We start from the raw sequence: 13,689 nt of genomic DNA, 5'->3' as shown, positions 1-13,689 counted from the left end.
ACGCCGCCAGCGTTCGTCCTGAGCCAGGATCAAACTCTCCATAAAAGAGAACTTAATAGAAGCTCATTTTGTTGCTGACTTAATTTTTGAACGTCCATCACAACCCGTTAAAGGATGCGACTTAGTTCGTGTTTGCGTCACGCACACCCAACGGGGGTCGGGGTGGTGACGCTCTATCTTGACGTCTTGCATGTTCAGTTTTCAATGTTCATATGTCGTCTTGGGACAACTTTTAAAGTATACCAACTTATCAAATAGTTGTCAACACTTTATTTCGTTTTTGATGTGTTGTCTTGGCGACCTAACTAATAATACATCCTTTTTCATAGATGGTCAATAGATTTTTGAAATTAAATTAAAAAAGATAAAACCACAACACCTACGACTCCAGGGAAACCACATACGATAGCAAACGCGGCAGTGAAATACGTGATAGGGACTTGCCAATCGCTACCTATAAAGCTTGCTGTCAAATGAGCAGCGTAAAGACATAACATACCAATAGCCGCTCTCCATAAAAATCTTCCCGACAAAATCGATAATAGTATAAAGGGGTTTTCGTGCTACTGCTAAAATGGCCAAAAGAAAAAGGGAAAGACCGAGATAAGTCATCTCACAACTCCTTTCCCTTTACTTTATGCATTTATCTCGGCTTATAGACCACTTGGCGACGTTTCGCTTCGGCATACAGATAGAAGTGTATACTTTCCATCGCCTTGCGCTTGGCGATCGCATCAAGGTTGTAGTCATCCAAATGAGACTCTACCATCTGGGCCGTATGCCAATCCGCACGTGTTTCTTCTAATAAACGAATAAAGCGTGTATCGAATTCTTGTTTCAACTTTCCACGACGAGAGAACAAACCCATTAGAGTTCTCGTCTCCCTTCTAGTGCTTTTGAAAGCGTCACTTCATCTGCATATTCTAAATCTCCGCCGACTGGTAAGCCGTGGGCAATTCGTGTAGTACGGATGCCAGAAGGTTTCACGAGTCGCGAAATGTACATCGCAGTCGCTTCTCCTTCTATAGTAGGGTTTGTTGCTAAAATCAATTCTTGCACCTCTTCATTTTGAAGACGTTTCAGAAGTGGGGGGATATTGATATCTTCTGGGCCAATTCCTTCCATAGGAGAGATGGCACCATGAAGAACGTGATAAAGACCTTGGTAATCGCGCATCTTTTCCATCGCAATCACGTCTTTCGTATCTTGCACAACACAGATCATCGTTTGGTTACGAGCTGTGTCCTGACAGATAGCACAAGGGTCTATATCCGTAATATGCCCACATACGGAGCAATAACTTAAATTTCGTTTTGCATCGAGCAGCGCCTTTGCAAAATCGGTTACCGTGTCTTCTTTCATGCTGAGTACAAAAAACGCCAGACGGGCCGCTGTCTTCGGCCCAATACCTGGCAGTTTCATAAAGCTGTCGATTAGTTTAGAAATCGGCGCTGGATAATGCATTGTGTGTCCTCCTAGAACATGCCAGGAAGGTTCAATCCCTTCGTGAATTGGCCCATTGTGGCATTCGCTGTTTCTTCTGCTTTCTTCAATGCTTCGTTTGTCGCAATGACAATTAGATCTTGTAGCATTTCTACATCTTCTGGATCTACAACAGATTCATCAAGAGCGACTCCGACAACTTCACGGTGTCCTGTAACAGTCACTTTGACCATACCGCCACCTGCTACACCTTCAAAGTGTTGTGTGCCAAGCTCTTCTTGAGCCTCTGCCATTTTCTTTTGCATTTTCTGCATTTGTTTCATCATACCTTGCATATTTCCCATTCCACCACGCATTGTGATTTCCTCCTTTAGTCTTCTTTGATTTCAACAAAGTCTTCACCGAATAGTTTCGTTGCTTCCGAGATCAATGGATCGATGACTGTTTCTTGTTCGTCATCGTCGTCTCCTTCTTCTACAACGCCAGTTAGCTGATTCCCTGCAATGAATGCAGAGCGAATTTCAAGCCACTGGTCTTCCGGCGTATACAGCACTTCATAAAGTGTTCCTGTCACGTCTTCCACAACTTGCGGGAAGAGGGTCGAGAACGTTTGATTGTCCATTGCCATTTGGCAGTGGATTTCATATTTGAATTTTAACACAAAAGCGGTATCCGATGCCGCAACTGGTTCCGCGTCATTCAGGAGAGCCGCATGCGAGCGTTGCAGTTGCTGCATGACTTGTGCCCATTGCGTTTTCACTTGCTGAATCGCTGGTTTTGTTGCAGACTTCAGGACTTCTTGAATTCGTCCTGTTGGAACTTTGATACCACTTGGCCCACGCGAACGTTTCTGTTTCGTGGCTTCTGCTGGCGCATTTGCTGTTCCTGAACGCAGTTGCGCTTCGAGTTTTGCAATTTTTGATTCAAGTCTTTGTACTTGCTCGTCTGAGACAGAGGATGTCGTTGTGTTCCCAGGTTGATCCGTCAGCTGAGACAATCGAATGAGTGCTGTCTCCACATAGATTTTAGGATGGTTTGAAAAACGCATCTCTTGTTGCATCTCAGTAGCAATTTGAATGCTTGTGTAAAGGCGTTGTTGCGAGTAGCGCTTGGAAAGCTCCTTCACATAGTCTGTCGGTTCTGCGATCTCGACCATTTCTTCCGGTGACTCGACGTGTTGCATGATGAGAAGGTCGCGATAGAACGTCACCAAGTCTTCAATCAAGCGCACAGGGTCTTTGCCGTCCATGATCAGACCGTCGAGCGTGGCAAGCGCATCATTCACGTTGCCATCAAGCAGTGCTTCTGCCATATGGACGAATGCATCTGAACCAATCGAACCTGTAATAAAGAGTGCCTCTTCCATTGTCATTGTTTCCGCACTGTACGAAACCACTTGATCTAGTAAGCTTAATGCATCTCGCATTCCACCAGCAGATGCTTGCGCAATTAGACGCAACACTTTTTCATCATATGGAATCCCTGCGTCGTCAAGCACTTGAACCATTCGCTCCACAATGTCCGTGTTGGAAATTCGTTTGAAATCGAATCGCTGACAACGCGAGATGATTGTAAGTGGAATTTTATGAGGTTCAGTCGTTGCGAGAACAAATACAGCATGGGGGGGCGGTTCTTCTAGTGTTTTGAGTAGTGCGTTGAAAGCACTTGTCGAGAGCATGTGCACCTCATCAATGATGTACACTTTATAACGTGCGTTCGACGGTGCGAAGCGTACTTTTTCGATGACGTCTCGCATTTCTTCTACCCGTGAATGGGACGCGGCATCAAATTCAAGCACGTCTGGATTGGAGCCATCTGTGATACTTGTACAGATTGCACAGGTGTTGCAAGGTTCTTTGGCGGGGCCGTTTTCACAATTCAGGGCCTTCGCAAATATTTTAGCTGTACTTGTCTTTCCGGTTCCTCGTGGTCCCGAGAACAAGTAGGCGTGTGTTGTCTTTCCAGAGTCGAGTGCATTCTGGAGGGTTTGCTTAATGTGTTTTTGCCCCGACATCTCCCCGAAGGATTGCGGTCGGTATGCACGATAAAACGCTTGATAAGTCACACATTCCACTCCATTTCTGATGATCAGTCACTCTTTCCATTATACCATAAAAAACCCGTCTTCCCTAACGGAAAACGGGTGAATCTTCTATGTATACCGTGCACCTTCCTTCGACTGCTACACATGAGCGGCACGCTTGTCGTTAGCTCAGCCCAGGCGACCCCGCGGCACATAAATAGCACCACTTAATGCTGCTTCCTTCCGGACCTGACATGGTTCATGGGTATTCATTGCGCAGGACCCGGACGTCAACACTACGTGCAAACACCAGACCTCACATGCAAACAGCCTCAGAGAAGGAGTTCAGTCTCGCTAGAGCGGATTGCGAGTTACAGGACACCGCTACCTTCCCACCTAGCACGGCATTTATTAGTATACGCACCTCCGTACGAAAAATCAAATCTCGCGTAAAAAAATTATATTTAAAAAAAACATTTTCTTTGTTGACTTTGAATTTTAGACGTGATAAATTTATTTCTGTACTTCGGAGGTATACCCAAGTCCGGCTGAAGGGATCGGTCTTGAAAACCGACAGGCGGGTCAAACCGCGCGGGGGTTCGAATCCCTCTACCTCCTCCATTTTAAAACACACACACGCATAAACATGAGATTGAATTCGATCACTCCAGGTCGAATTTTTCTTACAAGAGTCGTGTCTGAATATTTAGAACTGCCTGTCTCACTTTAAGTGGGGCGGGCAGTTTTTTGTTTGTGGGGAATGACCGACTACCGTGCACGCTTTGGCTTGAGCGACGAAAACCTCGCTTAAAGCGTCGAAAATTGTGAATCCAGCGACGCGAACTCTTATTTCAGCGTCGGAAAAGCTATCATCAATCATCTGAGCGACGAAAACTTTGCTTTGAGCGACGCAAATTGTGAATCTAGCGTCGAAAATCGTTGTTTTAGCGACGAAGCACTCACCCACAAGCAAATTTAAATCCAAAATGAGGAAAATGCTTTCGCAATCACGAAGCCCTAAACATAATAATAGCGTCTCTTACTTAACGCCCTCAAATGCTGTTTTAACGCCCCTGTTGTACGATTTAACGACCCTAACCGCTCATTTAACGCCCGAGCAAGTCCCATTAACGCCCCAAATGATGTTATGGAAACTAATCCGCAGGTCGGGAACCCCCTGCTTCCTCCACAAAAAACCCCTCCAACCTCAAAAGGTCGAAGGGGCATTCCAAACGTATCATTAACCGCGGTAAACCGCTGTTTTCGTTAGGTGGCTACCGATGCGGTCTAAGATTTTTTCTACATCTTCTGGACGTTTCACGATATCGTAATCATTGATGTTCAAACGAAGCACTGGGCATCCGTTAAAGTTATCGATCCAGTTCTCGTAACGGCCGTGCATCTCTTCCCAATACGTGATGGGTGTTTGCTGCTCCATCGGACGGCCACGCTCTTGGATGCGGCCGATGATGCTCTCCAGTGAACCTTCAAGGTAGATCAGCAAATCTGGATGTGGGAAGTAAGGCGTCATGACCATCGCATCGAAAAGGCTTGTATACGTTTCGTAGTCGACAGGATCCATTGTGCCTTTCTCTTTGTGCATCCGTGCAAAGATACCCGTATCTTCATAGATGGAGCGGTCTTGGATGAATCCACCACCGTACTCAAACATGCGCTTCTGTTCTTTAAAGCGCTCCGCTAAGAAGTAAATCTGTAAGTGGAAGCTCCATTTAGAGAAATCGTCATAGAAACGGTCCAAATAAGGATTCGTATCTACCTTTTCAAAAGAAGTCTTAAAATCAAGCGCTTCTGCCAAAGTTTTAGTCATCGTTGATTTTCCGACACCTACAGTTCCGGCGATCGTGATGACAGCATCATGGGGAATGCCGTATTTCTCTCGTAAATTCATCGTTGCAAGCTCCTTTTATGTAATGTTGCATCTACTTTATCTAAAATGTGGGCCAGGTCTTGTGGGTTTTGGACGAAATCGAAATCGTCTCCGCTAAAACGCAGGACAGGAACCTCCGGGTGCGCCTTCTCGAAATCTTCTATGAACACGCGGTAGTCTGCAGATAATTGCGCAAGGTAAGCGGGCTCGATCTTCTTCTCGAAATCACGGCCACGCAGTTCGATACGCTCTAGTAATACATCCAGGCTTGCGTCTAGGTAGACGACCATGTTCGGAACAGGCATATCTCGTGTTAAAATAGAGTAAATTCCTTCGTATTTCGCATACTCCACTGGAGAAAGAGTGCGCTTAGCAAAAATCAGGTTTTTGAAAATATGATAATCGGCAGCAACAGGACGGTCGTTTGCGATATAATGCTTTTGAATGTCTGCCAGCTGCTTATAACGGTTACATAAGAAGAACATTTCCGTCTGGAAGCTCCACTCTGCAATATTGTCATAAAATTTATCTAAGAACGGGTTCTCGTCAACGATTTCTTTCAGTAATTCAAATTGATACGTATCGGCGATGGCTTTTGCTAGGGACGTTTTCCCGACGCCAATAGGCCCTTCAACCGTAATAAATGGAATAGACATAGCTTCTGACCTCACTCTTCTGTCTCAAGTCGTGCTTTCCATTTTACCACAGCTCTACCATGAAACATAGATGAAAATCCGTCCATCTTTCCAAGCAAAGAAACATAAAATTAGAGAGGAGGAAGGTCTTATGCACGACTTCTATATGAGAGAAGCGCTTGCCGAAGCAAAGAAGGCTGGCGATGCTGGAGAAGTCCCCATCGGAGCGATTCTTGTTCATAACGACACCATCATCGCACGAGGCTCGAACCTCCGAGAAGCGACGCAAAACGCCCTTACCCATGCGGAGATGTTAGTCATCGAAGAGGGATGCAAACAGCTCGGTAGCTGGCGCTTAGAAGACACGACGCTTTATGTCACGCTCGAGCCTTGCCCGATGTGTGCAGGGGCTATCTTACAATCCCGGATTCCACGCGTCGTTTACGGCGCACGCGATGCAAAAGCAGGGTGCGTGCATTCACTTTACACTCTCCTAAACGATGAACGTTTCAACCATGCATGTGAAGTCATTGAAGGTGTGGAGGCTGAGGCCTGTGGCGAAATCCTCACCTCTTTCTTCCGTAACTTACGTGAGCAAAAAAAGCTCCGCAAACAACAAAAGCAGCCAGACTCCCTATAAGAGTCGGCTGCTTTTTCAATTAACGGATAACGTCTTTACCACCCATGTATGGACGCAATACTTCTGGAATCACAACAGATCCGTCTGCTTGCTGGTAGTTTTCTAAAATCGCCGCAACCGTACGACCAATCGCTAGGCCGCTTCCGTTCAACGTGTGCACATATTCAGGTTTTGCACCTGGCTCGCGGCGGAATCGGATACCCGCACGACGCGCTTGGAAATCTTCAAAATTACTGCAAGAAGAAATCTCTTTGAAGTCGTTGTAGCTTGGAAGCCATACTTCGATATCGTATTTCTTCGCTGCTGTGAACCCTAGGTCGGCTGTACACATCAACAACACGCGGTACGGAAGACCAAGAAGTTGAAGCACTTTCTCTGCGTGTCCTGTTAATAGTTCCAGTTGCTCGTAAGATTCTTCTGGCTTCACAAAACGAACCAGTTCGACTTTGTTGAATTGATGCTGACGAATCAAGCCACGTGTGTCGCGTCCTGCAGATCCTGCTTCAGAACGGAAACATGCGCTATACGCTGTGAACGCTTGTGGAAGTTGCTCAGCTTCTAAGATTTCATCTCGGTAGAAGTTCGTCACCGGTACTTCAGCTGTTGGAATCAAGAAGTAATCTTCCTCTTGGATCAAGAAGGCATCTTCTTCAAACTTCGGCAACTGGCCTGTTCCCGTTAAACTCTCACGGTTTGCCATGTACGGTGGAATCATTTCTTCGTAGCCATGCTCTTCAGAGTGCAGATCCATCATGAAGTTCAGTAAAGCACGCTCAAGACGTGCACCTAGACCACGGTAGAAAGCAAAACGGCTTCCCGTTACTTTCGCTGCACGTTCAAAGTCGACAAGCTTCAAATCTGTCACGATATCCCAGTGGGCTTTCGGTTCGAAGTCAAATGACGGTGCATCTCCCCACGTACGGTGCGTGACGTTATCGTCTTCTGTATCCCCGATTGGTACGCTGTCGTGCGGAATGTTTGGAATACGCATCATCATATAATTGAACTTTTCTTCAACTTCACGAAGTTCTTCGTCTAACTCTTTGATTTCATCGCCAACTTGACGCATACGTGCGATGGCCTCATCTGCATTTTCTTTGTTGCGCTTCATCGTAGAGATCTGCTCAGACACTTTATTGCGCTCAGACTTCAACTCTTCTGTTTTGGCAATCAACTCTCGGCGTTTTTGATCGAGCACTTCAAATTGATCAAACTCTGAGATATCTTCTCCTCGCTTTGCGAGCTTTGCCTTTACGGCATCAAAATTGTCACGTACATACCGTACATCTAACATAGAATTTCCTCCTCTTGATTGGCTTCCAACGATTTTTTGCATACAAAAAGCCCCCATCCCTAAAAAAGGGACGAGAGCTACCCGCGTTACCACCCTGGTTGTGTCCATAGGAACACCACTTGTCTCATAACGGCCTCTTGACCGGCCTTCGTTATACCGAAGGCAACTCTCAGGATGGATTCACAAGTGTTTTTATCAGCTCTCACCAACCGCTGACTCTCTTGAAAAAACGGGCTTGTTACTGCTTCCGATCATCGTTTTTCACACATGAAATTAGCTCTAGTTTACCCGATTTTCACAAATTGTGCAACGTACACATCTATATTCCCGTATACTAAAACCACAGAACTTGAACGGAGGACGTTGCTATGGAATTATTTCTACCACACCTATCAACTGATTCATCCATGCCACTCTATGAACGGCTGTATCGCGCTTTTCGTGAAGCGATATTGACAGGGCAGCTTGCCGAAGGAGAAAAGCTTCCTTCGAAGCGTCAATTGGCGGATTACTTGTCCATCAGTCAGACAACGATTGAAACGACCTATCACCAACTTGTAGATGAGGGCTATGTCATTGCACTGCCTCGCAAAGGATACTTTGTACAAAACAGTACAGAACTCATCCGGAGTACACCTGGCGAACAACCTGCTCGACAAGAACTAGAAGCCCCGAGCTACCGCTATGACTTTCATCCAGGGAAAATCGACCTTGCGCACTTTCCATTAGAACAATGGAGAAAATGCGCACGTGATGTGCTGTCTGATCGAAATCGAGAGCTACTTCACCTTGGACACCCTCAAGGAGACCTCTCTCTTCGCCAACAGATTGCGACCTATCTCTATCAATCACGGGGTGTCAGGTGTACCCCTGAGCAAGTCATCATCGGGTCAGGAACCGAACAGCTCTTACCTTTTCTCTTACGCTTAATGGGGGACGCCGGAGTATTGGCAGTGGAAGATCCAGGCTATTCGCTTACCCATCACTTCTCACAAAACAGCGCCTATCAAGCCGTACCGATTGCTGTAGACGAAGAAGGGATGAAAGTCAGCGAACTTCGAACAACCAATGCCACAGCTGCTTATATTACCCCTGCTCACCAGTTCCCAACCGGCGCCATCCTATCTGCCTCTAGACGAAATCAATTGTTAAAGTGGGCAACTGAAACCGGTGGCTATATCATCGAGGACGATTATGATAGTGAATTCCGTTATGTCGGAATGCCAATCCCTGCACTGCAAGGATTTGATACAAATAATCGCGTGATTTATTTGAGCACATTTTCAAAATCTCTGATGCCCTCACTGCGTATCGCGTATGCGGTCATTCCATCGCATTTATTGGATGTGTACAGACGCCAATTTGGACATTATGCAGCTACTGTCCCACGCTTTGATCAAGCAACTTTGACTCAATTTATGGAAAAAGGGTATTTTGAGAAACATGTAAACCGAATGCGGAAGCTCTACAAACGAAAATTAGACATCTTACGAAAGATTGGCGAACCGTATGCAGAGTGGCTCTCGATTTCTGGAGATCAAGCTGGCATGCATGTTGTGATAGATTGCCAGACACATTTCACGGGGGAACAATTGAGAACCAAACTTGCGGAAATTGGTATCCGTATCTCTGCACTTGACCATTACCGCATCAACCGGACAACTGTCTCTTCCAAGTTATTACTGGGCTTTGGGGGCATCCCCGAAGAGAAGATGGAACCTGCACTGAACGACTTATTTGAACAACTTGCGGAATACTGCATACAAAAAGAGGCAGGGACATAACTCAGTTAATTCCACAAATGAAGTTAAAGATAACAAAATGAAAAGTGTGTAGGGGTGACTCCAGCGGGATTATAAGCGGAAGCTGAGACCGAGGCTCAGCCCGCGCCCGCGGAACGCTTCCCCTACACCCAATAGAACATACAAAAAGGGAGTTTCTCATGACGAGAAACTCCCTTTGCTGGGTTTTGTCACAGCCTCTTTACTTTTGGTTTAAAACAATCCACCAACGAATTCTGTTACATTCCCCCATAGTCCTGTAAAGAATGCTCCAATTCCTTGGAATACAAGAGAAATCCAGCTTGCACGTTCTACTGCAGCTGTCGTCACAACGTCTACTCCTGCTTCTTTATCCAGGATGTAACCAAGGTCTTCACCTTCCGTTTTCTCCAGTTTTACTTTTCCGACAACCTGGCCGCTTTCTACCTCTGCTTCAAGCATCTCTTCTGTCGGTGTAAATACAGGTGTGTACAAGTCTTTTTCATTTGACTTGATGACCATCGAAATGCCTTCTTTTGGAGCAATTGCAACTTCATCTTCTTTCCCTTTATCGACAGCAAGTGTCTCTGCACCTTCAATTGTTTGTCCTGGTGCTACGATCTCTTGTTTTGTAAATTGCGCAAAGCCGTAATCCAATAGAGCACGAGTTGCATCAAAGCGCGCTTTATAAGAACCTACACCTTGCGCATCTACTGCTTTCATCACGACTGTAATTAAACGCATGTCGCCACGTGTTGCAGTACTTGCGAATGAATGACCAGCAAGTTCAGTTGTTCCCGTTTTTAATCCATCCACACCTTCGTACTCATAGACAAGTCCTGGTAACATGAAGTTCCAGTTTGGCATGTCTGTTGCATCGTCTGTCCCTTCACGGAACGTCTTACGAGGGATGCTTGCCACTTCTAGTACTTCCGGGTAATCGCGAAGAAGTGCAAATGATAATGTTGCCACAGCTTTTGCAGGCATCACGTTTTCATCGCTCGCGCCAGTAGAAGCTGGGTGCATTCCCATTAGATCTTCATTGTTTAATCCCGATGAGTTGACGAAGTTATACCCTTCAAGTCCTAACTCTTCTGCTTTTTCATTCATCAATGTAACAAAATTGTCTTCTGTGCCTGCAATTGTCTCAGCAATCGCTACTGTCGCTGCATTGGCAGAATAGATCGCCATTGCTTCATACAATTCACGAATCGAATATGTACCATCTTGGCGAAGAGGTACATTACTTAGTGCACGATTTTGTGAAAGGCGGTATGTATAGTCTGTGACCGAATATTGTTGATCCCATGTAATACGTCCTTCTTCAATCGCTTCAAATAACAGATACTCTGTCATCATTTTTGTCATACTAGCAATCGCAAGTGGTTGTTCTGCATTTTTGCTATATAAAATTTTCCCAGTCTCAGCGTCAATCATAATTGCAGCATCTACGGTTAAGTTAAGCGGATCTGTCTCCGCTTGAGCTGCTTGCGGGATTCCTACGATTCCTGAAATTAAAAGCATCGGAATGAGGAGCCACTGTGCCATCCATTTTTTCAATGTTTTTACCCTCCAAAGCCTATTTTTCCTTGCTCATTTTAACACAAGGCTAGTAGAAAAAATGCATTTTCACTAAAAAAACACACCTAATGCCTAGTATAGACGGCATAAGGTGTGCGAATGTTCCTGATAGGAACTAGTTATTAGGAAATAGAATAGTTTGGTGCTTCTTTTGTAATTTGTACATCATGTGGGTGACTCTCACGAAGGCCGGCACCTGTCATTTTCACAAATTGTGCTTCATTTCGAAGTTTTTCCAAGTTGTGCGCTCCGCAGTATCCCATTCCAGAACGAATTCCACCTGTTAACTGGTGAATCGTATCTGCAAGTGGTCCTTTGTATGGAAGACGCCCTTCAATACCTTCTGGCACCAGTTTCTTCGCATCTTCTTGGAAGTAACGATCTTTTGAACCGCGTTCCATGGCACCAATTGATCCCATTCCACGGTACACTTTAAAGCGACGTCCTTGGAAGATTTCAGTCTCTCCAGGGCTTTCTGTCGTACCTGCAAGCATGCTTCCTAACATCACAACATGTCCACCAGCAGCTAATGCTTTCACGATATCGCCAGAATATTTAATCCCGCCATCAGCAATAATGGCTTTGCCGTGCTTGCGTGCTTCTGTTGCACAATCGTATACCGCTGAAATTTGAGGAACCCCAACGCCTGCAACAACACGTGTTGTACAAATTGAACCAGGACCGATTCCGACTTTAATGATGTCTGCTCCCGCTTCAATCAGCTCACGCGTTGCTTCTGAAGTCGCTACATTCCCTGCAATGATTGCAAGTTCTGGGTAAGCTGCGCGAATCTCTTTCACAGTTTCCATAACACCTTGTGAGTGACCATGTGCTGTATCAATCGTAATGACATCTACATGTGCCTTCACAAGCTTCTCTACGCGCATCAGTGTATCTTTCGTGACACCCACTGCTGCTCCGACAAGAAGGCGGCCATGTTGGTCTTTTGCAGCGTTCGGAAACTCAATTACTTTTTCAATATCTTTAATTGTAATAAGACCTTTTAAAATACCGTCTTCATCTACAATTGGAAGTTTTTCAATCTTGTATTTTTGTAGCACTTTTTCCGCTTCTTGAAGTGTTGTGCCAACAGGAGCTGTCACCAAGTTCTCTTTCGTCATCACGTCATCAATTTTCAATGAATAATCTTGGATGAAACGAAGGTCGCGATTCGTGATAATTCCAACAAGCTTTTGCTCTTCTTCATTGTTCACGATTGGCACACCTGAGATGCGGTATTTGCCCATCAAATGTTCTGCATCATACACCTGATGTGTTGGTGTTAGGAAGAACGGATCTGTGATAACGCCATTTTCCGAACGTTTAACAGTTTCTACTTGTTCTGCTTGCTCATCAATACTCATGTTCTTATGAATGATCCCGAGACCGCCTTGACGTGCCATCGCAATGGCCATTTTCGCTTCCGTCACAGTATCCATTCCTGCACTTAGAATTGGAATGTTCACTTTGATTTTCTCTGTCAATTGAACTGATAAGTCGACATCCTTTGGCAATACCTCTGATTTCGCTGGAACAAGCAATACGTCATCAAATGTTAATCCTTCACGCTGGAATTTTGATTCCCACATTTTCCGTCTTCCTCCTCTTGATTTTGAATATTAGTGTTAAGGTTATCAGCGTGGCTAAGAGGTGTCAAGGCAGCATCAAATTAAACATGTATTCCGATTTTTCACAAAAAAAGAACGGATTTCTCCGTCCTATAGATACTTCACTAAATCTTCTTCAATTTTTGATGGATTTGTCTGAGGTGCGTAGCGTTTGACAACGTTCCCTTCACGGTCCACTAAGAACTTTGTGAAGTTCCACTTAATCCCCTCTGAGAGCAATCCTTTCTTTTCTGAAACGAGGTGTTGGAATAGTGGATCTGCATCTGTGCCTTTTACATCTACTTTCGCAAACATTGGGAATGAGACACCATAGTTGCGTTGACAGAAACTCATCGTTTCATCGATGTTTTCAAACTCTTGATTGTTGAATTGGTCACTTGGGAAGCCTAGGACTTCGAATCCTTGGTCTTTGTACTTCTCATAAAGGCTTTGCAATTCTTCAAATTGGGGGGTGAAGCCACACTTACTCGCAGTGTTGACGACGACGAGCACTTTGCCTTTGTATGTATCGAGTGCTACTTCATCGCCAGTCGTTGCTTTTACTTTGAAGTCAAATACGGTTGTCATGTGTGTGTTCGCTCCTTTCGGTGTAGTTTTACTTTACCGAAGAGGGAGGAGGAAATTCAACTAAGATGAACTGGGGATATGCAGTGAAAAAGCCAGATCCATCTTACGATGCTTGTTCTAAAGATCAAATTAAAAAGGAAGAGGACAGGTGGGGGTGTTTCTTAGCTGTCAATCCCTCCATCCAGGCCGCCATTTCCTGGGTGAGTTTCCCCGAGCCTCCCCACGTAAGC

General features: G+C 45.2%; 13 protein-coding genes, 1 tRNA gene, 1 other RNA gene and 1 other annotated feature. Of the genes, 3 read left to right on the top strand and 12 right to left on the bottom strand.

Features of this window, described 5'->3' with window-relative positions; translation table 11 throughout:
* Positions 1-350: 350 nt before the first annotated feature.
* The 6 genes from AB5N96_RS13180 to ffs form a co-directional block, all read right to left on the bottom strand.
* Positions 351-533, bottom strand: a complete 183-nt coding sequence (locus AB5N96_RS13180) for a pro-sigmaK processing inhibitor BofA family protein (protein ID WP_392455184.1) — start codon at positions 531-533, stop codon at positions 351-353.
* A 110-nt stretch (positions 534-643) separates the two neighbouring features.
* Entirely contained in the window at positions 644-868 is a 225-nt protein-coding gene (locus tag AB5N96_RS13175) for a YaaL family protein (RefSeq protein ID WP_204591965.1), read from the bottom strand.
* The gene (recR, locus tag AB5N96_RS13170; RefSeq protein WP_204591966.1) at positions 868-1,464 is read right to left on the bottom strand and encodes a recombination mediator RecR; all 597 of its coding nucleotides are present in this window, start codon (positions 1,462-1,464) and stop codon (positions 868-870) included. The genes AB5N96_RS13175 and recR overlap by 1 nt, the downstream gene beginning before the upstream one ends.
* 11 nt (positions 1,465-1,475) lie before the next feature.
* Positions 1,476-1,799: a YbaB/EbfC family nucleoid-associated protein gene (locus AB5N96_RS13165; protein ID WP_100354630.1), complete on the bottom strand. Its 324-nt coding sequence runs from the start codon at positions 1,797-1,799 to the stop codon at positions 1,476-1,478.
* Between the two features lie 14 nt (positions 1,800-1,813).
* Entirely contained in the window at positions 1,814-3,508 is a 1,695-nt protein-coding gene (gene dnaX, locus AB5N96_RS13160; RefSeq protein ID WP_499705734.1) for a DNA polymerase III subunit gamma/tau, read from the bottom strand.
* A gap of 96 nt (positions 3,509-3,604) precedes the next feature.
* An RNA gene (ffs, locus tag AB5N96_RS13155) (signal recognition particle sRNA large type) lies at positions 3,605-3,871 on the bottom strand.
* A gap of 123 nt (positions 3,872-3,994) precedes the next feature.
* Here ffs and AB5N96_RS13150 point away from each other — a divergent pair.
* A tRNA-Ser gene (locus AB5N96_RS13150) sits at positions 3,995-4,087 on the top strand.
* A gap of 619 nt (positions 4,088-4,706) precedes the next feature.
* Here AB5N96_RS13150 and AB5N96_RS13145 read toward each other — a convergent pair.
* Together AB5N96_RS13145 and AB5N96_RS13140 are read right to left on the bottom strand one after the other, a co-directional pair.
* Entirely contained in the window at positions 4,707-5,375 is a 669-nt protein-coding gene (locus AB5N96_RS13145) for a deoxynucleoside kinase (protein WP_392455188.1), read from the bottom strand.
* The gene (locus AB5N96_RS13140) at positions 5,372-6,010 is read right to left on the bottom strand and encodes a deoxynucleoside kinase (protein ID WP_204591972.1); all 639 of its coding nucleotides are present in this window, start codon (positions 6,008-6,010) and stop codon (positions 5,372-5,374) included. Before AB5N96_RS13140 ends, AB5N96_RS13145 begins: the two co-directional genes overlap by 4 nt.
* A gap of 130 nt (positions 6,011-6,140) precedes the next feature.
* Here AB5N96_RS13140 and tadA point away from each other — a divergent pair, with 130 nt between their 5' ends.
* Positions 6,141-6,629, top strand: a complete 489-nt coding sequence (gene tadA / locus AB5N96_RS13135; RefSeq protein WP_239584997.1) for a tRNA adenosine(34) deaminase TadA — start codon at positions 6,141-6,143, stop codon at positions 6,627-6,629.
* A 19-nt stretch (positions 6,630-6,648) separates the two neighbouring features.
* On the opposite strand, the gene serS is transcribed toward tadA, so the two are convergent.
* Complete coding sequence (gene serS / locus AB5N96_RS13130; RefSeq protein WP_392455189.1) at positions 6,649-7,923, bottom strand: serine--tRNA ligase; 1,275 nt, start codon at positions 7,921-7,923, stop codon at positions 6,649-6,651.
* A 63-nt stretch (positions 7,924-7,986) separates the two neighbouring features.
* Positions 7,987-8,187: a binding site (T-box leader), on the bottom strand.
* Between the two features lie 104 nt (positions 8,188-8,291).
* Between serS and pdxR the strand changes: the two genes are divergently transcribed.
* Positions 8,292-9,707, top strand: coding sequence for a MocR-like pyridoxine biosynthesis transcription factor PdxR (gene pdxR / locus AB5N96_RS13125; RefSeq protein WP_392455191.1), 1,416 nt, complete (start codon positions 8,292-8,294; stop codon positions 9,705-9,707).
* Positions 9,708-9,917: 210 nt separating this feature from the next.
* Here the strand turns inward: pdxR and AB5N96_RS13120 are convergent, their stop codons facing one another.
* The 3 genes from AB5N96_RS13120 to AB5N96_RS13110 form a co-directional block, all read right to left on the bottom strand.
* On the bottom strand, positions 9,918-11,243 hold the full coding sequence (locus AB5N96_RS13120; RefSeq protein ID WP_392455192.1) for a serine hydrolase: 1,326 nt from the start codon (positions 11,241-11,243) through the stop codon (positions 9,918-9,920).
* A gap of 143 nt (positions 11,244-11,386) precedes the next feature.
* Positions 11,387-12,853, bottom strand: coding sequence for an IMP dehydrogenase (gene guaB, locus AB5N96_RS13115; RefSeq protein WP_204591980.1), 1,467 nt, complete (start codon positions 12,851-12,853; stop codon positions 11,387-11,389).
* A gap of 129 nt (positions 12,854-12,982) precedes the next feature.
* Entirely contained in the window at positions 12,983-13,459 is a 477-nt protein-coding gene (locus AB5N96_RS13110) for a glutathione peroxidase (protein ID WP_499705733.1), read from the bottom strand.
* Positions 13,460-13,689: the final 230 nt, after the last annotated feature.

This window comes from Chryseomicrobium imtechense (assembly GCF_041475995.1).
Lineage (GTDB): Bacteria > Bacillota > Bacilli > Bacillales_A > Planococcaceae > Chryseomicrobium > Chryseomicrobium aureum.
The sequence above is the reverse complement of the archived record's forward strand: the minus strand, read 5'-3'. Positions and strand labels throughout refer to the sequence as shown.

Coding starts and splice junctions, on each gene's coding strand:
- AB5N96_RS13175 (WP_204591965.1), bottom strand. CDS start 868: ATGGGTTTGTTCTCTCGTCGTGGAAAGTTGAAACAAGAATTCGATACA.
- AB5N96_RS13110 (WP_499705733.1), bottom strand. CDS start 13,459: ATGACAACCGTATTTGACTTCAAAGTAAAAGCAACGACTGGCGATGAA.
- pdxR (WP_392455191.1), top strand. CDS start 8,292: ATGGAATTATTTCTACCACACCTATCAACTGATTCATCCATGCCACTC.
- tadA (WP_239584997.1), top strand. CDS start 6,141: ATGCACGACTTCTATATGAGAGAAGCGCTTGCCGAAGCAAAGAAGGCT.
- serS (WP_392455189.1), bottom strand. CDS start 7,923: ATGTTAGATGTACGGTATGTACGTGACAATTTTGATGCCGTAAAGGCA.
- recR (WP_204591966.1), bottom strand. CDS start 1,464: ATGCATTATCCAGCGCCGATTTCTAAACTAATCGACAGCTTTATGAAA.
- AB5N96_RS13145 (WP_392455188.1), bottom strand. CDS start 5,375: ATGAATTTACGAGAGAAATACGGCATTCCCCATGATGCTGTCATCACG.
- guaB (WP_204591980.1), bottom strand. CDS start 12,853: ATGTGGGAATCAAAATTCCAGCGTGAAGGATTAACATTTGATGACGTA.
- AB5N96_RS13140 (WP_204591972.1), bottom strand. CDS start 6,010: ATGTCTATTCCATTTATTACGGTTGAAGGGCCTATTGGCGTCGGGAAA.
- AB5N96_RS13165 (WP_100354630.1), bottom strand. CDS start 1,799: ATGCGTGGTGGAATGGGAAATATGCAAGGTATGATGAAACAAATGCAG.